The organism is Nonomuraea guangzhouensis, assembly GCF_019396345.1.
Lineage (GTDB): Bacteria > Actinomycetota > Actinomycetes > Streptosporangiales > Streptosporangiaceae > Nonomuraea > Nonomuraea guangzhouensis.
In genome coordinates this window covers 86,674-105,482 of record NZ_JAHKRM010000007.1, presented here as the reverse complement: position 1 = coordinate 105,482, position 18,809 = coordinate 86,674, and the positions used below count along the sequence as shown (strand labels likewise).

16 protein-coding genes are annotated in these 18,809 nt (G+C 72.2%); 9 read left to right on the top strand and 7 right to left on the bottom strand.

All coding sequences use genetic code 11. The features are described 5' to 3' along the window. The first annotated feature begins 53 nt into the window (after positions 1 to 53). From KME78_RS15665 to KME78_RS15650, 4 genes are all read left to right on the top strand, one after another. The gene (locus KME78_RS15665) at positions 54 to 809 is read left to right on the top strand and encodes an IclR family transcriptional regulator (protein WP_219529621.1); all 756 of its coding nucleotides are present in this window, start codon (positions 54 to 56) and stop codon (positions 807 to 809) included. A 66-nt stretch (positions 810 to 875) separates the two neighbouring features. After that, positions 876 to 1,958 (top strand): Gfo/Idh/MocA family protein, encoded by a 1,083-nt coding sequence (locus tag KME78_RS15660; protein WP_219529620.1) that lies wholly within the window; start codon positions 876 to 878, stop codon positions 1,956 to 1,958. Then, a complete protein-coding gene (locus tag KME78_RS15655) occupies positions 1,955 to 2,824 on the top strand; it encodes a DUF6807 domain-containing protein (RefSeq protein WP_219529619.1) in 870 nt (289 codons plus the stop codon). Before KME78_RS15660 ends, KME78_RS15655 begins: the two co-directional genes overlap by 4 nt. Before the next feature lie 92 nt (positions 2,825 to 2,916). After that, positions 2,917 to 3,813 carry an SDR family oxidoreductase gene (locus KME78_RS15650; RefSeq protein ID WP_219529618.1) on the top strand — a complete coding sequence of 299 codons (897 nt, stop codon included), beginning with the start codon at positions 2,917 to 2,919 and terminating at the stop codon, positions 3,811 to 3,813. Positions 3,814 to 3,817: 4 nt separating this feature from the next. On the opposite strand, the gene ligD is transcribed toward KME78_RS15650, so the two are convergent. Together ligD and KME78_RS15640 are read right to left on the bottom strand one after the other, a co-directional pair. Further along, on the bottom strand, positions 3,818 to 4,975 hold the full coding sequence (ligD, locus tag KME78_RS15645) for a non-homologous end-joining DNA ligase (RefSeq protein WP_219529617.1): 1,158 nt from the start codon (positions 4,973 to 4,975) through the stop codon (positions 3,818 to 3,820). 31 nt (positions 4,976 to 5,006) lie between these two features. Beyond that, positions 5,007 to 8,288 carry an ATP-binding protein gene (locus KME78_RS15640; protein ID WP_219529616.1) on the bottom strand — a complete coding sequence of 1,094 codons (3,282 nt, stop codon included), beginning with the start codon at positions 8,286 to 8,288 and terminating at the stop codon, positions 5,007 to 5,009. A 54-nt stretch (positions 8,289 to 8,342) separates the two neighbouring features. On the opposite strand from KME78_RS15640, the gene KME78_RS15635 reads away from it, so the two are divergent. Next, positions 8,343 to 9,614: an FAD-binding oxidoreductase gene (locus KME78_RS15635; protein ID WP_219529615.1), complete on the top strand. Its 1,272-nt coding sequence runs from the start codon at positions 8,343 to 8,345 to the stop codon at positions 9,612 to 9,614. A 15-nt stretch (positions 9,615 to 9,629) separates the two neighbouring features. On the opposite strand, the gene KME78_RS15630 is transcribed toward KME78_RS15635, so the two are convergent. Both KME78_RS15630 and KME78_RS15625 read right to left on the bottom strand, forming a co-directional pair. Further along, the gene (locus tag KME78_RS15630) at positions 9,630 to 10,370 is read right to left on the bottom strand and encodes a crotonase/enoyl-CoA hydratase family protein (protein WP_219529614.1); all 741 of its coding nucleotides are present in this window, start codon (positions 10,368 to 10,370) and stop codon (positions 9,630 to 9,632) included. A gap of 55 nt (positions 10,371 to 10,425) precedes the next feature. After that, the gene (locus KME78_RS15625) at positions 10,426 to 12,078 is read right to left on the bottom strand and encodes an acyl-CoA dehydrogenase family protein (RefSeq protein WP_219529613.1); all 1,653 of its coding nucleotides are present in this window, start codon (positions 12,076 to 12,078) and stop codon (positions 10,426 to 10,428) included. Between the two features lie 30 nt (positions 12,079 to 12,108). On the opposite strand from KME78_RS15625, the gene KME78_RS15620 reads away from it, so the two are divergent. Beyond that, positions 12,109 to 12,825 carry a PaaX family transcriptional regulator C-terminal domain-containing protein gene (locus KME78_RS15620; protein ID WP_219529612.1) on the top strand — a complete coding sequence of 239 codons (717 nt, stop codon included), beginning with the start codon at positions 12,109 to 12,111 and terminating at the stop codon, positions 12,823 to 12,825. A gap of 19 nt (positions 12,826 to 12,844) precedes the next feature. Here the strand turns inward: KME78_RS15620 and KME78_RS15615 are convergent, their stop codons facing one another. The 3 genes from KME78_RS15615 to KME78_RS15605 all read right to left on the bottom strand — a co-directional run bounded on the left by KME78_RS15615 (position 12,845) and on the right by KME78_RS15605 (position 16,087). Then, positions 12,845 to 13,879, bottom strand: coding sequence for a hypothetical protein (locus tag KME78_RS15615; RefSeq protein WP_219529611.1), 1,035 nt, complete (start codon positions 13,877 to 13,879; stop codon positions 12,845 to 12,847). A 64-nt stretch (positions 13,880 to 13,943) separates the two neighbouring features. Then, positions 13,944 to 15,341: a glutamate-cysteine ligase family protein gene (locus KME78_RS15610; protein ID WP_246651147.1), complete on the bottom strand. Its 1,398-nt coding sequence runs from the start codon at positions 15,339 to 15,341 to the stop codon at positions 13,944 to 13,946. Between the two features lie 35 nt (positions 15,342 to 15,376). Further along, positions 15,377 to 16,087 (bottom strand): SDR family oxidoreductase, encoded by a 711-nt coding sequence (locus KME78_RS15605; RefSeq protein WP_219529610.1) that lies wholly within the window; start codon positions 16,085 to 16,087, stop codon positions 15,377 to 15,379. A 112-nt stretch (positions 16,088 to 16,199) separates the two neighbouring features. Between KME78_RS15605 and KME78_RS15600 the strand changes: the two genes are divergently transcribed. From KME78_RS15600 to KME78_RS15590, 3 genes are all read left to right on the top strand, one after another. Then, positions 16,200 to 17,030, top strand: coding sequence for a helix-turn-helix transcriptional regulator (locus KME78_RS15600; RefSeq protein ID WP_219529609.1), 831 nt, complete (start codon positions 16,200 to 16,202; stop codon positions 17,028 to 17,030). Between the two features lies 1 nt (position 17,031). Next, on the top strand, positions 17,032 to 18,069 hold the full coding sequence (locus KME78_RS15595; protein ID WP_219529608.1) for a zinc-dependent alcohol dehydrogenase family protein: 1,038 nt from the start codon (positions 17,032 to 17,034) through the stop codon (positions 18,067 to 18,069). Positions 18,070 to 18,172: 103 nt separating this feature from the next. Beyond that, positions 18,173 to 18,778 (top strand): response regulator transcription factor, encoded by a 606-nt coding sequence (locus tag KME78_RS15590; protein ID WP_219529607.1) that lies wholly within the window; start codon positions 18,173 to 18,175, stop codon positions 18,776 to 18,778. Positions 18,779 to 18,809: the final 31 nt, after the last annotated feature.

Here is an 18,809-nt window from a genome sequence, read left to right as displayed (position 1 = left end):
GATTATCCGAGCTACCCCTTCCACTCAGCGGAAGAATTGTGCAGGATTGCGGCATGGCAGGCGGATCCCGCGAGGCGGGGCGCACGGTGACGTCCAAGGTGCTCGCCATCCTGGGCGCGTTCGACGCCGGACACCCACAGCTCACGCTGACCGACCTGGCCAGGCGCAGCGGCGTGCCCCTGAGCACGGTGCACCGGCTGGTCGGCGAGCTGGAGGAGTGGCAGGCGCTGAGCCGCGCGCCCGACGGGCGGCTCCGCATCGGGCTGCGGCTGTGGGAGCTCGGCCAGCTCGCGCCCGCCAAGCTCCAGGACCTGGCCCATCCCTGGTTGCAGGAGCTGTTCGCGAGCACCGGCGAGAACGTGCACCTGGCCGTCCGCGACGGTCTGGAGGTCCTGTACGTGGACAAGGTGGCCGGCCGGCGGGCCGTGCCGATCGTGTCCAGGACGGGCGGGCGGCTGCCCATGCATCCGACGGGCGTCGGCAAGGCCCTGCTCGCCTTCGAGCCCGACTGGTTCGTCCGCTCCTACCTGGACCGCGTGCTCGAACGGCCGACCCCGCACACGATCACCGAGCCGGGACGGCTGGCCCGCGAGCTGGCCACCGTACGCGCTCAGGGGTATGCGCTGACGTACGAGGAGATGACGCTCGGCTCCTGCTCGGCCGCGGCCCCGATCCTGGTCGGCGGCCGGCCCATCGCGGCGCTCGGCATCGTGCTGGCCGCCAGGCGCGCCCGCGAGCTCCCCCGGCTTGTCGAGCCCCTGCTGAACGCCGCGAACGGGATCGGCAGGGCCTGCGCGGCGGCGGCGTAGCACTTGCCCCAGCGTGCCCCGGCACCATACCGTGCTTCGGTAAGCGCTTTCCAAAGGAGGCAGTCCGTGCCGTCCCCCCTCCGCGTCGCCGTCGTCGGCGGTGGCGCGATCGCGAGCTTCGCACATATGCCCGCGTTCCAGGCGCTGCCTGACGAGATCGAGGTGGTCGCCGTCGTGGACGCGACCGCCGAGCTGGCCCAGGCGTTCGCCGACCGGTTCGGCCTGGCGTACGCCTCGGACGATCTCGAAGGCATGCTCGCCGAGGTACGCCCCGACCTGGTCGCCGTCTGCAGCCCGCCCTCGCTGCACGCCGCCCAGGTGGCGGCCGCGCTGCGCGCGGGCGCGTGGGTGTGGTGCGAGAAGCCGCCGTGCCTGTCGCTGGCCGAGTACGACGCCATGACCGCGGCCGAGCAGGAGGGCGGGCCGTACGCGGCGATCGTGTTCCAGCAGCGGTTCGGCTCCGGCGCGCAGCACCTGCGGCAGCTGATCGCCAAAGGCGCGCTCGGCGCCCCGTACGTCGCGCACTGCCAGACCACCTGGTTCCGCGACGACGCCTACTACGCCGTGCCCTGGCGCGGGCGCTGGGAGACCGAGGGCGGCGGACCCGCCATGGGCCACGGCATCCACCAGATCGACCTGCTGCTGGAGCTGCTCGGCGAGTGGAGCGAGGTACGCGCCATGGCGGCCAGGCTGGCGCGGGACGTCGAGACCGACGACGTCACGACCGCGCTGGTCCGCTTCGAGTCGGGCGCCCTGGCCACGGTGGTCAACAGCGTCCTGTCGCCGCGGCAGGTCAGCCACCTGCGCATCGACCTCGCCGACGCCACGCTGGAGCTGACCCACCTGTACGGCTACGCCAACGACGACTGGACCTGCACCCCGGCCGAGCACGCCGGCGAGATCGACTGGCCCCCCGCCGAGGACGTGCCCACCTCTCACCTGAAGCAGCTACGCGACCTGGTCGCGGACCGGCGGGCCGGCCGGCGGCCCCGGGCCAGCGGGCGGGACGGGCGCCGGTCGCTGGAGCTGATCACCGCCATGTACAAGGCGGCGCTGACCGGCGGCACCGTACGCGCGGGCGAGGTGGGCCCCGGCGATCCCTTCTACCGCAGCCTGCACGGCGACACCCCCGGCTGGAGCCCCTCATGACCGCGATCACCTTCGAGGCGCACGGCGTTGAGCTGATGCGCTACGTCCACGAGCCCGACCCGCAGCCGTTCGAGGCGCCCAAGCCGTACATCCACCCGCTCCGTACGCTGGCCGGTGACGTGGTGACCTCCTACCGGCCGCACGACCACCGCTGGCACAAGGGCCTGCAACTGACCGCGTCCCACGTCTCCGGCCAGAACTTCTGGGGCGGCGGCACGTACGTCCGCGAAGAGCAGCGCTACATCGACCTGGACAACAACGGCACGATGCGCCACGACACCCTGGACGTCCGCCAGGACGGCCTGTCGGGGCAGCTGACCTGGCGCAGCTCGCGGGGCGAGCCCTGGGTGGAGGAGCGGCGCGAGCTCACCATCGAGGCGGTCGATCCGGCGAACGGCTCCTGGGAGCTGGTCTGGCACACGACGATCACCGGCCTGCGCGACGAGCCGCTGCGCTTCGGCAGCCCCACCACGCACGGCCGGCCCCTCGCCGGCTACAGCGGCCTGTTCTGGCGCGGCCCGCGCGCGTTCACCGGCGGCGAGATCCTCGGCCCCGACGGGCTCGGCGGCGAGGAGATGATGGGCCAGCGGGCCCGCTGGCTGGCCTTCCAGGGGCGGCACGACGAGGTGGACCGGTCGTCCACGCTGGTGTTCGTGCCGGAGCCGGGGCCGGAGTCGCACTGGTTCGTGCGCAGCGGCCCGTTCGCCGCCGTCAACCCGTCGTGGGCGTTCCACCGGGAGTTCGAGCTGGCGCGCGGCGAGACGATCGCCCGCCGCTATCGGATCGTGCTGGCGAACGGCTGGTGGGGCACCGAGCGCATCGAGGAGCACCTGGCCGGTCGCCGAGCCGCAGAATCCGGTCTTTGAACAAGGCGGCGGATACAAACCCTTTGACTAAGCATGCGATGAATTTCGTTGTCAATTCGGGAGAATTCGCAGGCTGAGGGTATGGGCGGGGAATGCACATTCTGGTCACGGGGGCAACCGGCACGCTGGGCAGAGCCGTGGTGCCCGCATTCGTCAGAACAGGGCATGAGGTGCGGGCGTTCAGCCGCGCATCGCACCCAGGCCAGGACGTCGAATGGGTGTGGGGTGACCTGGCCTGGGGTAAAGGCGTGCACGGCGCCGTGCGGGGCGTCGATGCGATCATCCACCTCGCCACCCTCGCCCGCAAGGGCCACCGGCCCGATTCGGTGGATCTCGCGGGCACCAGGTGGCTGCTCGACGCGGCCGGGGAGGCCGGCGTGCCCCACCTGGTGTACGTCTCGATCGTCGGCGCCGACCAGGCCGCGACCGGCTACCTGGAGGACAAGCTCGAAGCCGAGCGGCTGGTCAGGGAGAGCGGGATCGGCTGGACGATCCTCCGCTCCACGACGTTCCACCAGCACCTGGAGGTGCTGCTCCAGGAGCTGGCCGCCTACCCCGCGATCCCGCTGGACCGCTCGATCCCGTGGCAGCCGGTCTGCACCTCCGAGGTCGCCGCGTGCCTGATCGACCTGGTCGCCGCGGGTCCCGAGCGGGGCGTGATCGAGTATGGGGGGCCCGAGATCATCGGTATGGAGGAGGTGATCAGGACCTGGCTGCGCGCCAGGCACCTGCACCGCCTGCTGCTGCCGATGCGCTATCCGGGCGGCAGGTGGGCAGCCCAGCGGGCCGGCTGGCACGTCACGGACGCCACGCCGCTGGGGCGGATCAGCTGGCGCGAGCACCTCTTCCCCGAGCCGCCCGAGCCGTCGGACGACTTCGCCATCGAGCACACCGCCTCGCCGACCAGCCCGGCCACCCAGCCGGACCTCGACCCGAACTCGCACGTCTACGGCGGCGACGAGGGCTACGAACGCCCGACCCGCCTCTGATCGGCTAGGTCCAGGGGTCGTAGTCGACCTCCAGCGGCTCCTGACCGGGCCGCTGGGCCTCCGGGACGTGCTGGAGGTTGACCCGGATGCGGTACCACACACTGCTGCGCCCGCGCATGCCGTCGACCAGCACGTCAGCAGGCTCGAGACAGGCGGCCACCTCGGGATGCCGGGCCTTCCACCGCTCGAACCCCGCCTGCGCCTCCTCCTTGTGCTGCGCCCTGGCGATCTCGACGACGGGCAGGTCTTCGCGCTCGGGGACGGGCCCCTGCGACTCGGCCAGCTCCAGCAGCGACTCCAGGCCGCCCACGTGCAGGTCCATGTCCGCCCACGGGTCACCGAGCTCGGCGAACCGCTTGGGCACCGTGTCGATCGTGTGGTCGCCCGGCCGGCAGCCCGGCACCTCGTCCCAGGTCAGCGGCGTGGAGACGCGGGCGTCGGCGACCGGCCTGACCGAGTAGGCGGAGGCGACCGTGCGGTCGTAGGCGTTCTGGTTGTAGTCGACGAACACGCCGTGCCGCTGCTCCTTCCACCACCGGCTGGTGGCCACCTCTGGGGCACGCCGCTCGACCTCGCGGGCCACCGCCTCGGCCGCCCGGCGCACCTCGGCGAACGTCCAGCGCGGCTCGATGCGGGCGTAGACATGGAAGCCCCGCGATCCCGACGTCTTCGGCCAGGCGGTCAGGCCGTGGTCGGCCAGCACCTCGCGGGAGACCTGCGCCGTGCGCAGCACGTCGCCCCACCGCACGCCCGGCACCGGATCGAGGTCGATGCGCAGCTCGTCGGGGTGGGCCAGGTCGGCGGCCCGCACCGGGTGCGGGTTGAGGTCGACGCACCCCAGGTTGACCGCCCACACGACGTGCGCCAGCTCGGTCGCGACGACCTCCTCGGCGCTGCGCCCGGAGCGGTAGCGCAGCTCGGCCACCTCGACCCAGTCGGGCCGCTTGGCCGGGGCGCGCTTCTGGAAGAACGCCTCCTCCTCGATGCCGTGCACGAACCGCTTGAGCACCATCGGCCGCCCCTGAACGCCGCGCAGCGCGCCCTCGCCGACCGCCTGGTAATAGCGGATCAGGTCGAGCTTGGTGTGCCCGCTGCCGGGGAACACGACCTTGTCGGGGCTGGTGATGCGCACGTCGCGCCCGGCGACCTCGATGTCAGGCATGGCCTCACGATACGTGGCGCCACCGACAAGATCAGGTCAGGCTCCCGGCCTCCCAGAAGGCCAGGCCGAGCCGCCGGTACGTGGCGATCGCCACCCGCCGGTGCTCCTCCGCCTCCCCGGTACGGCCCAGCCGTGCGGCCAGCGCCGCGAGGACGTCGCGGATCGAGCCCCAGGCGCCGCTGCCCATGCCCATGACGATGAGCTGGTCGGCCACCGGCAGCAGCCGCTCGTACAGCTCTTCCGGGTCCGGCGTGCCGAGCCGGGCGGCGATGAGGCCCCAGATCGGGAACAGGAAGTCCCCCGACCAGTCGTCGCGCGGCTCCGTGCCCCACCGCGCGATCAGCGCCCTGGCCAGTTCCTCCTTGCCCACGTCGAGGGCGGCCAGAACGGCGAGCGGCCGCATCGGGACCATCTGCGGCAGGTCGCTCGCGGCGATGAGGTCGTCGACGATCTCGGCCACCCGGCCCTGGCCGCGCCGGCAGGTGTAGAGGGTGGTCAGTCTGCGGGCCTCCGCGCCCCATGGGCTGGCGGCGTACTTGAGGTCGGGGAAGGCGGCGACCAGCGCCTCCGCCTCGGCCCAGCGACCGTGCAGGGTGTGTCCGCCCGTCTGTGCGACCCGGACCATGGCTTCCAGCTCGGGGCGGCGCGCCTCCTCGAGGACCCGCTCGCAGCGGGCGAGCTCGCGCTCCCACTCGGCCAGGTCTCCCGCGCGGAGCAGGCAGGCCATCCGCAGGCCGCCGGCTACCAGCCGGGCCTCCCTGGTCAGCCCCGGAATGGCCAGCATCTCGTCGGCGGCGCGCAGCCGGGCGGGGTTGTTGCCCATGACGAACCCGGCGATCAGGTAGTTGTTCAGCGTCCTGGCCAGCAGCGCCGGGTCGCCCAGCGCGCGGGCCAGCTCCACGGCGTCCGCGGCGAGCAGCTCGCCCTCGGCGCGGCGGGGGCCGTAGTGGAGCTCGACGCCGAGCGTACCCAGCAGCGTGGCCCGGGCGTGATCGTCGAGCGGGCCCGCCAGCAGGTCCTCCAGGACCGACACCATCTGCTCATCCACCACGCCGTACGGCCGCCAGTTCCATACCGACAGGCCGCCGAACGCCGAGACCGCCGTCACCAGCGCGTCGCGATGACCGAGCCGCTTGGCCGCCGCGATCGCCTCCGTCAGGTAGTGCAGGGCGCCGTCGGCGTCGCCCACGGTACGTCGGGCCTGGCCGAGCTCGGTCAGCAGGTGGCAGCGGTCGGCCGAGTCGCCGGGCGGCAGGTGCGCGACCGCCAGCTCCCAGAACGCGACCGACTCGGTGTAGCCGTGACGGGCGACCGCCTCCCGGGCCGCGGCGACGGCGTAGGCCACCGCCCGGTCCGCGCCGCCCAGCTTCGCGGCCGCGGCGAAGTGGCGGGCGAGCAGCGCGTGGTCGGTGCCGGGGACGGTCTCCAGGTACGTGCCGGCCCGCAGGTGCAGGCGGGCCCTGGCCAGCTGGGTGAGTCCGGCGTCGAGCGCCTGCCGTACCAGGGCGTGCGGGAAGCGGTAGTCGGCAGCGTCCTGAGCGGTTCCGGTCCGTTCGCCGGCGGCCAGAGCGGCGGGCGCGGTCGTTTCGGTGAGCAGGCCGACGGCCAAGGCCGGCTCGGCCAGGGCCATGACGTCCTCTACCGGCCGTTCGGTCAGCGCGGCCAGCAGGTCGAGCGTCACCTCCCGGCCTGCCACCGCGGCGGCTCTGAGCAGGTCCTGCGTGGCGGCGGGCAGCCGGGCGAGCCGCCGGTCGATGACGTCGCGGGCGCCGGCCGGGACCAGGTCGCGCTCGTTCTCCGGCAGGCGGAGCAGCTCCGTCAGGTAGAACGGGTTACCGCCCGACCGGTCGAGCATCGCGACCGGATCCGCGTTCACCTGGCGCAGGCGCAGGTAGTCGAGCACCTCGCCGGCGTCGAACGGGGCCAGCGGCACCCGGTGGCTCTCCCGCGCCAGCGCGCCCAGGGTCTCGCGCAGTTGCTCGGGGTGTTCGCCCGGCTCGGGCCGGAGCGTGACGACGACGAGCGCGGACGTACGGGCGAGCTCACCGGCGACGTGGCCGAGCAGCTTCAGCGACGAGACGTCGGCCCAGTGCACGTCCTCCAGCACCAGCAGGAGCGGGCCGCCGCGCAGCCGCGACACCACGCCGTCGTACAGGTCGAACAGCTCGGCCTGCGGTTGCGCGGGGATCAGCCCCGCCTGGGTCCAGGGCCAGAAGGACGGGGCCGTCTCGCCGTCCAGGCAGCGTCCCCAGGCCGTCTGGAAGCCCCGCGCGCCGGCCACCTCGGCGGCGGCCCGCGCCAGGCTGGTCTTGCCGATGCCCGCCTCGCCGGTCACCAGCAACAGGCCGCCCCTCCCCCGGCGGGCGTCGGCCAGCAGCTCCTCGACCAGCCGCAGCTGATCGTCCCGCGCGACGAGCGACTCACCGGCCGCCTTTGTTCCGTCGCCGGTGAACGGCCCGTCCGCCGATGTACCGGTTCGAGGGGCGGCGCCCCATGAGTCGGGTGCCGGGGTGGTGAAGGCGGTCGGGGCGGTGAGGCCGGGTGCGGTGAGGGTCATCAGGTCGGGCGACTGGTCGAACACCGCCTGCTCCAGCCGCTTCAGCTCCGGCCCCGGCTCGATCCCTAACTCGCCGGCCAGCAGCGACCGCACCCGGCGCAGCGCCCCGAGCGCGTCCGCCTGCCGGCCCGCGCGGTAGAGCGCCAGCACCAGCAGCCCCCACGCCCGCTCCCGGTAGGGATGCGCCTCGACCAGCGCCTCCAGGTCCGGCAGCCCGGCCTCGCCGAGCGCCAGCCGCGCCTCGAACCGGTCCTCGGCCGCGCCCAGCCGCAGCTCCTCCAGCCGGTGTACGGCCCGCCGCGCGAAGTCCAGGTCGGCGAACTCCCCCAGCAGCGTCCCCCGCCACAGCCCGAGTCCCCGGTCGAGCACCTCCAGCGCCTCGGCGTACCTGCCGCCCCTCAGCACGCGCCGCCCGTCCTCGGCCAACGCGGCGAAGCGGCCCGCGTCGACCTGTCCGGGCACGATGTCGAGCAGATAACCGGGCTCGCGGGTCAGCAGCAGCCGGGGCGGGGTGCGCGGCTTCCTGCCGGGTTCCAGCACCCGGCGCAGGTGGGAGACGTACGCCTGGAGGGTCGCCGTCGCCTTGGCCGGCGCCTCCCCGGCCCACAGCTCCTCGATCAGCCGGTCGAGCGGTACCACGCGCCCCGGCGACAGGGACAGCACGGCGAACACGGCCCGCTGCTTGCGCGTGCCGAGATCGAGCCGAACGCCATCACCGGAGTCAACCTCAAGCGGGCCGAACAGACGTACATCCACAAACCCCAAGTCAACCCCAAGTCCCCCTCAAATGGGAAAACGCACACTTGACCCATGAACACCATGAACATCAACGGCACGGTCCTGCTCCCCGGCGACGCGGGCTTCGACGAGGCCCGCAAGCCCTGGAACCTGGCCGTGGACCAGCCGGTACGAGCGGTGATCGAGGCCGCCGACGCCGACGACGTGGCCGCCGCGGTGAGCTACGCCCGGCTCAACGGGCTGGCGGTCACCGCCCAGCCGACCGGCCACGGCGCCTCCGGCGACACCGACGGGACGATCCTCCTCAAGACCGCACGAATGAACAGCCTGACCATTGAGGACGGGATCGCGAGGGCCGGCGCGGGCGTGAAGTGGGGCGAGGTTCTGGCCGCCGCGAGCCCGCTCGGCCTCACCGGCCTGGCGGGCAGTTCGCCGGTGGTGGGGGTGACCGGCTACACGCTCGGTGGCGGTTTGAGCTGGTTCGGGCGTAAGTACGGCTTCGCGGCCGACAGTGTGCGGGCCTTCGAGGCGGTCGACGCCACCGGTGACCGCGTCAGGGTGACGGCGGAGTCGGATCCGGAGCTGTTCTGGGGGCTGCGGGGCGGTGGCGGCGACTTCGCCCTGGTCACCTCGGTGGAGTTCGACCTGCGTCCGGCCCCTTTTCTGTATGGCGGGCGGATGATGTGGCCGGTCGAGCGGGCTCAGGAGGTGTTCGAGGCCTTCGTGGAGACCACCGCCGAGGCGCCGGAGGAGTTGACGGTCTGGTTCGATCTGCTGAAGTTCCCCGGCGGGCCGGGGTTCGTCGCCGTCGACTCCACCTTCCTCGGCGAGCACCCCGGCGATCTGCTGCGCCGCTTCGACCGGATCGGCGGGACGATCAGCGACACCCGGCGGCCGATGCCGGTGGCCGAGCTGGGGTCGATCTGCGCCGAGCCCACCGATCCCAGTGCGGGGACGGGGCGGTTCGAGCTGCTCACGGGGCTGGAGGGGGTGGCGGATGTGCTGCTCGGCGCGCCGATCGACCCGCTGATCAGCGTCCAGGTCAGGCACCTGGGCGGGGCGCTGGCCCGGCCCGCCGAAGGTGGCGGGGCCGCGGGGTCCCTGGCCGAGCCGTACTCCGTCTACATGTTCGGGCGGCCCTCGCGGGAGACGGCCGAGCGCATCGCGGGCCTGACGAAGGAGCTGGTGCCGTACACGAGCGGGTGCAAGCCGTACACCATGCTGGCCCAGGGCGAGCAGGCCGCGTCGGCATTCCCCGCGAGCACGCTGGCCCGGCTGCGCGACCTCAAGCGGACCCGCAACCCGCACGGCGTGATCCGCGCGAACTTCCCCGTGCTGGCGTGAGCACCCCTGGTGCCGCTAGAACTCGCCGTGCCGGCCCGCGCCCTCCGCGAAGCGGGCGGCGCCGCCGACGGCGTCGGGCAGCGACACCAGGCCGTGGCGCAGCTCGTTCCTGATCGCCTCCCGCTCCGGCAGCCCGTCCTGCTCCAGCGCCGACAGCCGGTCGCCGCGCAGGCAGGTCTGCGGGAAGCGGGCGATGTCGCGGGCCAGCTCCTCGGCCTGCCGCCTGGCCGTACCGGCCGGGACGACGCGGTTGGCCAGGCCCATCTCGTACGCCTCGCGGGCGCCGACCGGACGCCCGGTGAGGATCATGTCCATCGCCCGGGAGGCCCCGATGAGCCGCGGCAGCCGCACGGTGCCGCCGTCGATGAGCGGCACGCCCCAGCGCCGGCAGAACACGCCGAACACCGCGTCCTCCTCGGCCACCCGCAGATCGCACCAGAGCGCCAGCTCCAGCCCGCCCGCGACGGCGTGCCCGGCGACGGCGGCGATGACCGGCTTGGACAGGCGCAGCCGGGTCGGGCCCATCGGCCCGTCGCCGTCCTCGCCGACGTGGTTGTCGAGCGTCTTGAGGTCGGCGCCCGAGCAGAACGTCCCGCCCTCGCCCCAGAGCACCGCCACCGCGGCATCGGACTCCTCGAAAGCCCTGAACGCGTCGACCAGCGCGTCGGCGCTCTTGCGGTCGACCGCGTTGCGGACCTCCGGCCTGCTCAGCACTACGGTCGTGACCTGGCCTGCTCGCTCGATGCGTACGGTCATGTCTGCCTCCGTGATGCGGGGTCGGCGCATCGCGAGCGTACGGCGGCAGCGAGGGTCACGCCAGCGTGCCTGCCAGCAGCGTGTCGAAGTGGTCATCCGGAGCGGCGTCGATCCCGCGCAGCGGCCCGCGGTCGGCCAGGTGCGCTTCGGCGTACAGACGGGCGACGAGCGACTTGCGTCCGTCGTCCAGCCCCCACGACGCCTGCTCCTCCAGCAGCGCCGCGGCGTAGACGTCGGCCATGAACTGGGCCAGCGGATACAGTCGCGCCTCCGCGGTCTCCCGGTCGAGCGCCTGCCAGGCGGCCAGGGCCTTCTCCAGGTCGTCGATGCCGCGCGCGACGAGGTCCGACGTGGCCAGCTCGCGGAGCCGGTCGAGGAAGGGCAGGTGAGCCTGCTCCTTCAGCATGGCCCGCCGTACATCGAGGCAGAGGATGTTGTCGCCGCCCTCCCAGATCGGGTTGACCTGGGCGTCGCGCAGCAGCCTGGCCACCGGCCACTGCTCGATGTAGCCGTTGCCGCCGTGCACCTCGATCGCGTCGCTGGCCGCCGTGACGCCGATCCGGGCCGCCCGTAGCTTGATCAGCGCGGGCGCGAGGCGCAGGCGCGGCCCGACGAGGCCGTCGAAGACGAGTGCCTGCGCCGCCTCCACCTCGACGATGAGCTCGGCCAGCTTGCGGCGCATCAGCGGCTGCTCGATGAGCGGCCGCCCGAACGCCTCGCGGGCCCTGGCGTAGCAGAGCGACTCGACCAGCGCGCGCCTGGCCACGCCGACGCCCATCATCGCCACGCCGAGCCGGGAGGCGTTGGTGAGCTTCATCATCGTGCCGAGCCCCGAGCCGGAGCCGCTCCCGGCCAGCAGGAACGCCTCCGCGTCGGCGAACTCCACCTCGGCCGACGCGACGGAACGGGTGCCCAGCTTGTCCTTCAGCCGCCTGATCCGCACCCCGTTGCGTGAGCCGTCCCGGCGCTCCCACAGGACCAGGAACGGCGCGACGGCGCCGTCGGGGAGCCGGGCGAGCACCACGAAGGCGGAGCCGTTGGCGTTCGAGGCGAACCACTTGAACCCGGACACCAGCCAGGACTCGCCGTCGGGCACGGCCGTCGCCTCCAGCGCGGCCAGGTCGGAGCCGCCGGTCCGCTCGGTGAACATCTGCGCGGCCTCGCCGGAGTAGAACCCGTCGGCGAAGATCGCCCGCACCCGTTCCCGCACGTCCTCGGGCGCGTGCCGCTCGGCCAGGGAGACCACCATGTCGCCGCCGGTGCCGAGCGCGCAGCCCATCCCGATGTCGGCCTGGTCGAGCAGGTACGTCCAGGCCGCGGCGAGGGCGGCGGGGTCCGCGCCGTTCGCCCGGGCTTCGTCGGCGAAGGCCGGGGAGGTGAAGTTGTTGGCCATGAGCGCGTTCCGGGCCGTGTGGAAGGAGGGCGGCATGACGACCTCGCTGACGTCCCTGCCCCACTTGTCGTACTTCTCCAGCCGCGGCGGGTTCCGGTCGGTCGCCTCCGCGCATTCGGCCACCATGCCGCCCATCAGCGCGCCCAGCTTCTCCAGGTACGGCGTGGCCCAGGCGAAGCCGTCGCCCAGGTGGCGCCGCATGAGCAGGTGCAGCGTCGGATCACAGCTCCACCAGTTACGCCCCGCGGCGCCCTGATAGCGCTCGGTCGCGTAACGGTCGCTGCTGTCGAACGATTCGATGAGATAGCGCCCCATACGTCGGACATTACATATACTCGACACGCGATGGAAGAGCGTAACAACCTCAGTGCTCGGTCGGCCGTGCTGAGCGCGCTGCTCGGCAGCCATCCGCCGCAGCTGGCCGCCCGCCATCTGGTGCGCATCGGCGCGCTGTTCGGCATCGCCGAGGGCACCGTACGGGTGGCGCTGTCGCGCATGGTGGCGGCGGGCGACCTGGTCCAGTCCCGCGGCCGATACACGCTGTCCCAGCGCCTCATCGAGCGCCAGGGCAGGCAGGACGAGAGCCGCGACCCGCACACCAGGCCGTGGGACGGCACCTGGGAGATCGCCATCGTCACCACCGAGCGCCGCGCGCCCGCCGACCGGGCCGCGTTCCGGCACACGATGACCGCGCTGCGCCTGGCCGAGCTCCGCGAGGGCACCTGGCTGCGCCCGGCCAACCTGCTGCGGGAGTGGCCGGAGAGCGTCACCGCGCAGTGCACGCTGATCGACGGCCGCCCGCACGGCGACCCTACGCCGCTGCTGTGGGACCTCGCCGACTGGGCGGCCGAGGCACGCCGGCTGGAGAGCGCGCTCGACCGGGCCGGGGACCTGAGAGAGGGGTTCCTGCTGTCGGCGGCGGTCGTGCGCCACCTGCTGGCCGACCCGCTGCTGCCCGAGGAGCTGCTGCCCGGCGACTGGCCGGGGGGCCGGCTCCGTACCCGGTACGACGACTTCGACCGCCTCTACCGCGAGCTGCTCTACCAGCACCTCACAGACTGACGGCTCACAGGTTGACGGCTCACAGGTTGACGGCGAAGATCACCCGCTTGTTCCTGAACTCGGTGACGCTCCACAGCCTGCCGCCCTGGATGGTCAGGTCCTCCGGCCCGATGGGATAGGGCCGGGTGACGAGCGTTCCCGGGGTGCTGACGTGCAGCTTGCCGTTGGTGTTGCCGTCGGCCGCCTGGCTCAGGTACCACTTGTCGCCGACCGAGACCGCGCCCTGGATCTTCGGCAGGCCCATGACATAGGCGTCCTTGGGCACGCCGCCGCTGAGCTCCAGGTCCCATCTGGCGACCCGGCCGTTGGAGCTGTTCTCCTGGTATTCGCCGGAGATGAGGGTGTGCGGGGTGGTGCTCCGGTCGACGGAGACGAACGAGAAGAGGGCGCCCTCCGTGACGACGCGCCACGAGTCGCTCTGCGGGATGACGTAGCGGTAGCCGAACGCGTGGTACTTGCCGCCCTGGCGGCCGATCCGCGTCGGATCACCTAGATCTTTCTGGGCGGTGCGCAGGTCGAGCAGGTGCTTGAGGTCGAAGACCCGCAGGCCCTTGGTGGTGTCGGCCACGTAGAGCAGGTCGCCGTGCCAGGCCACGCCGCCCGCGTGGATGTTGATCGCCCCGTAGGACCCGTCCGGCTTGGCCTCGACGAGCAGCGCGTGTTGGTACTTGAGCGTCCGCGGGCTGAAGAAGCTCACCCTGATCCCGCGTTCGACCGTGGGCGGCGCCGGCTTGAAGTACCAGGTGGCCACGAAGACCGGCACCTCCACCGAGCCGGAGTCCTCGCCGCAGGTCAGGCCCTGCGGATACCAGTCGGTCGTGTCCTGGTCCTTGGCGTCGAAGGCGTACCAGTCGACCGGCTTGGGGTTCATCGAGCCCAGCGCTCCCGACGCCCCCTTGTGCACCCCGGTCCTGTTGGCCTGGGCCAGCACCGCCGCCACGGAGACGGCGCCGATGCCACTGGCCAGCTTGGCCGCCCCCTCGGCTAAGGTGCCCGTCGCCCTGCGCAAGGTGAAGGGCGTCTTGTCGATCGGAACCATCCCCGCTGCAGCCATGCCTTCCTCGCTTCTCCGTCCAACACGTGGTGTGTTCGACGGACAGGGGGGCGAGAAAGTTCGGCTAACTCCAGGTATGCACGGGTTGCCCCGATAGGGCGAGCTCGCGGTAGCGCCGTACGAGTCGCTCCCTATCTCCGCCGAACGTGGCCAGCGTTTCACGTTGCCAGGCCGCTCCGGTACGGCGCAGCCGGGTTCGCTGCCGGATGATGTCGAGCGCGTTGTCGGCGTCGGACGGCGTCACCCCGGCCGCCAGCAGCGCCTCCCTGGCCTCGGGCAGCAGCTCGAGCACCAGGTCGGCGGCGGGGAACTCGCCGTCCCTGCCCGGCCAGGACAGCTTGGCGTCGAGCCCGCTCATGGCGGCGCGGTAGAAGTTCTGGTACGCCTCGGCGAACCGGTATTCGGTGAGATCCCGCTCCGACTGCGCCAGCGTCAGCCCGATGAGGAACGCCGTGTTGGCCGCCATGTCCGCGCACGACGGGCCGGCCGGCAGGGCACGCATCTCGATCCGCAGGTGGCCGCCGCCGGACGGGTCGTAGACGGGCCGGTTCCAGTGCCAGACCGTGCCCTGGTGCAGCCGCAGCTCGGGCACGTCGAGCGGTTTGGGGTCGTCCGTCAGCTCGGGCAGGACCGGGTCGTAGTCCCGTACGTACCGCTCGAACAGCTCGTAGGCCCCCTCGCGCACCCAGTCCGATCCGAAGGTGACCCGGCCGTCCTTCCGATAGCGCCGCTCCACGTCCCGGTCGTCGGCCGCCTCCTCCATCAACGCGATCCTGGTCTCCTCCCGCAGCTGCCTGCCGAAGAAGAACGGCGAGTTGCCGCAGGCCGCCAGCACGGGCCCGATGGCCAGCTGCGCCGCGTTGAACAACCGGGCGAACCGGTCCGGCGGCGTGCGGATGTGCACCTGCCAGGAGGTGTTGGCGCTCTCCAGGATGACGTCCTCGACCGCCAGCTCCAGGTCGTCGATCTTGACCAGGAACGGCTCCAGCCGCAGCCGCCGGAGCCCCCGGCTCATCGCCCGGTAGCGGTTCTGGTCGCTGATGGCCTCTTTGGTGAAGTCCTCGGGGCTCAGCGTGGGCAGGATGCCGATGGGCACCGCCCCGCCGCCCTCGACCGCCCGGTCCACGCTGGTCAGGGTCTCCTGCACCTCCGCCGCCAGCCGCTCGAACGGGCGCCCCTCCAGCGGCAGCGGGGTCAGGTTGACCTCCAGGTTGAAGCGGCCGAGCTCCAGCACCACGCGGGGGTCGCCGAGCGCCTGACGCGTCTCCGCGTTGCGCGGCAGCGGACGGCCCGCCTCGTCGACGAGGAACAGCTCCAGCTCCGCGCCGATCGTCGTCGGCCCCTCACCGAAGCCCGGTCTAGCGAGCAGCTCGCGCAGCACGCCGAGCTGCTCATGGAGACGCTCCCCGAAGCGGGTGTACTCCGCCTCGGAGAATCGCTCTTTGTCCAGATCTTGTCCCATGCCTCCCTACTGTCCGGAGACATGCCGTCCACACCTCACCAGCTCAGCGGGCCTCCATCGTCCATGTACGCGCCGGTCGGGCCGTCGGCGTCGAGGGTGGCCAGCTGGACGGCGATCGCCGCGCCCTGCTCGGCCGTACGGTGGCCGGAGTGGCCGTTGAGGTCGGTGGCGCAGTAGCCGGGGTTGGCGGCGTTCACCTTGATGGGCGTGTCCCAGAGCTCCTTGGCGTAGGAGACGGTGACCATGTTGAGCGCGCTCTTGGAGGAGTTGTAGTGCATGTAGTTGTGCGGCCACATGGGGCCGTCCGGGTCCATCGCCATGGACAGGGAGCCGAGCTCGCTCGACATGTTCACGATCCTGGCCGCCTCGGCCCGGCGCAGCAGGGGCAGCATCGCGTTGGTCACGGTGACCACACCGAACACGTTGGTCTCGTACACCTCCCTGAGCGTCTCCGCCCCGGTGGCGCTGGGGCGCCCGTCCTCCTGCCAGATCACGATCCCCGCGTTGTTGACCAGGATGTCGAGCTTGCCGTACTCCTGCTCGATCCACTTGGCCGCGGCCTGCACGCTGTCGGCGTCGGTCACGTCGATCCGCACGTACGGCTGGCCGAGCCGCTCGGCGGCGGCCTTGCCGCGCTCCTCGTCGCGCGCCCCCACGATGGCGGTGACGCCGCGCTCGCCGAGCAGCCGCGCGATCTCGAAGCCGATTCCCTTGTTCGCACCAGTGATGAGGGCTGTTGTCGTCATGCCTCAACCCTCACGCGGGCCGGGCCGGAACGTGAGAGACCTCCCCAACCTGGGATCGGCGGTACCACCCACGGCTCCCCGAGCAGGCGGGAACCTGACGGAAGATGAACGTATGAACCGCACCGAACTCGCCGAATTCCTCCGCAGCAGGCGCGCCCGCGTCACGCCGCAGGACGTCGCGCTGCCGAGCGGCGGTCAGCGCCGCACGCCCGGCCTGCGCAGGCAGGAGGTCGCGCAGCTCGCGGGCATGTCGATCGACTACTACATCCGGCTGGAGCAGGGCCGCGGCCCGCACCCGTCGCGTCAGGTGCTGAACGCGCTGGCCAGGGCGCTCATGCTCGGCCACGACGAGCGCGTCCACCTGTTCAACCTGGCGGGCCAGGCGCTGGAGACACCGCGAATGAGGGGCGACGTGCCCGCCGGCGTCCGGCACCTGATCGCCTTCCTGGAGGAGCTGCCCGCCTATGTGGTCGACGTCAAATACGAGATCCTGGTCTGGAACCCGCTCGCGGGCCTGCTCCTGGGCGACCTCGACTCGCGCTCGCGCGACGACCTCAACGTCATCCGCTGGCTGTTCCGCGACCCCGACATCGCCGAGCGCATCATCGACGAGGAGAGGGGCCGCTTCGCCCGCGGCTCCGTGGCCGACCTGCGCGCCGCGGCGGGCCGCTACCCGGACGACCCGGGCATCCAGGCGCTGGTCGCGGAGATGCTGGCGCTGAGCCCCGAGTTCGCCGAACTGTGGGCCAGGCACGAGGTGCAGCTCCGCAGGGAACACCGCAAGCGCATCTCCCATCCCGCGGTCGGCGTCATCGAGACGACCTGCCAGGTCCTGTCCATCCCCGACCGTGAGGACCTGCGGCTCATCCTCTACACGACCGAACCTGGTTCCGCCGCCCACCAGGCCTTGCGCGAGTTGCGGCAGTTCACCCTAAGCTCATGAGATGCGAGCCGTTGCGTTTGACCTGTTCGGTGGGGAGCTCGACCTGCGCGAGCTGCCCGACCCGTCGCCGGCGCCGCACGGGGCGGTGATCAGGGTCGAGGCAACGGGCCTGTGCCGCAGCGACTGGCACGGCTGGCAGGGCCACGACCCCGACATCCGCGTCCTGCCCCACGTTCCCGGGCACGAGCTGGCGGGCGTCGTGGAGGCGGTCGGCGCCGACGTGCGCGACTGGCTGCCCGGCGCCAGGATCACCGTCCCGTTCGTCTGCGCCTGCGGATCCTGTACGTCCTGCGCCGCCGGCGAGCAGCAGGTATGCGAGCGGCAGACCCAGCCCGGCTTCACCCACTGGGGCTCCTACGCCGAATACGTGGCGATCGACCACGCCGACGTGAACCTGATCCCGGTCCCCGAGGAGATGGCCTACGTCACCGCGGCCGGTCTCGGCTGCCGCTTCGCCACCGCCTTCCGCGCCATCGCGCAGGTGGGCGCGGTGCGCCCGGGCGAATGGGTGGCCGTACACGGCTGCGGCGGGGTCGGCCTGTCCGCCATCATGATCGCCACCGCGGCCGGGGCGCGCGTGGTGGCCGTCGACATCAGCACCGACGCGCTCCAGCTCGCCGAGCAGGCGGGCGCCACGCACTTCGTCAACGGCTCGGCCGGTGACGCGGGCGCCCAGGTCAGGGAGCTGACCAGGGGCGGGGCGCACCTGTCGCTCGACGCGCTGGGCAGCGCCCAGACCTGCGTGGCCTCCGTCGAGAGCCTGCGCCGCCGCGGCCGGCACGTACAGGTCGGGCTGCTGCCCGGCGGGGCGACGCCGGTGCCGATGGACCGGGTGATCGGCCACGAGTTGCGGCTGCTCGGCAGCCACGGCATGGCCGCGCACGCCTACGCCCCGATGATGGAGATGATCAGGGCCGGGATCCTGCACCCCGACCAGCTCGTCACCAGGACCATCGGGCTCGCCGACGCGGGCAAGGCCCTGGCCTCGATCGGCAGCGTGCCCGGCGTGACGATGATCACCCCGCGCTTTCCTCTATAGGCGTCCGACCGGCCGCTTGGTACGTCGCCACCCGCTTTGCAGCGGGTGCCGGATAGGTCAGACTTGGGACTCACAGGCTTGCTGGCTGACCGTGAGGACAACAGTGATCCGAACCTTGCTCGCTGAAGACATGCATCTGGTGCGAGGAGCGATCGTGGCATTGCTGGCCTATGAGGAGGATATCGAGATCGTCGCGGAGGTCGACCGCGGTGATCGCATCCTCCTCGCCGCCAAGACGGTCCGGCCCGACGTGGCGGTGCTCGACATCGCGCTGCCCGGCAAGGACGGGCTGGAGGCCGCCGGCGAGCTGCACGACAATCTGCCGGAGTGCGGCGTGCTCATCCTCACCGGCGTCGGCACTCCCGGGCTGCTGAAGCGGGCCCTGGACGTGCACGTGCGGGGGTTCATGGCCAAGGACGCGCCGCCCGGCCAGCTCGCCGACGCCATCAGGAGAGTGGCCGACGGGGAGCGGGTCATCGACTCCGAGCTGGCGATCGCCGCGATGAGCCCGCCGGAGGCGCCGCTGACGGAGCGCGAGCTGGACGTGATCGGCGCCGCGGCCGAGGGGGCCACGGTGTCCGAGATCGCCGCCTCGCTGTTCCTCGCGGAAGGAACGGTCCGAAACTACCTCTACCGCAGTACGGCGAAGCTGGGGGCGCGCAGCCGGATCGACGCGATCCGCATCGCCCGCGAGTCCGGCTGGATCTGACCGCCCGTTTCGTTTCAGGGCCGATTACGGC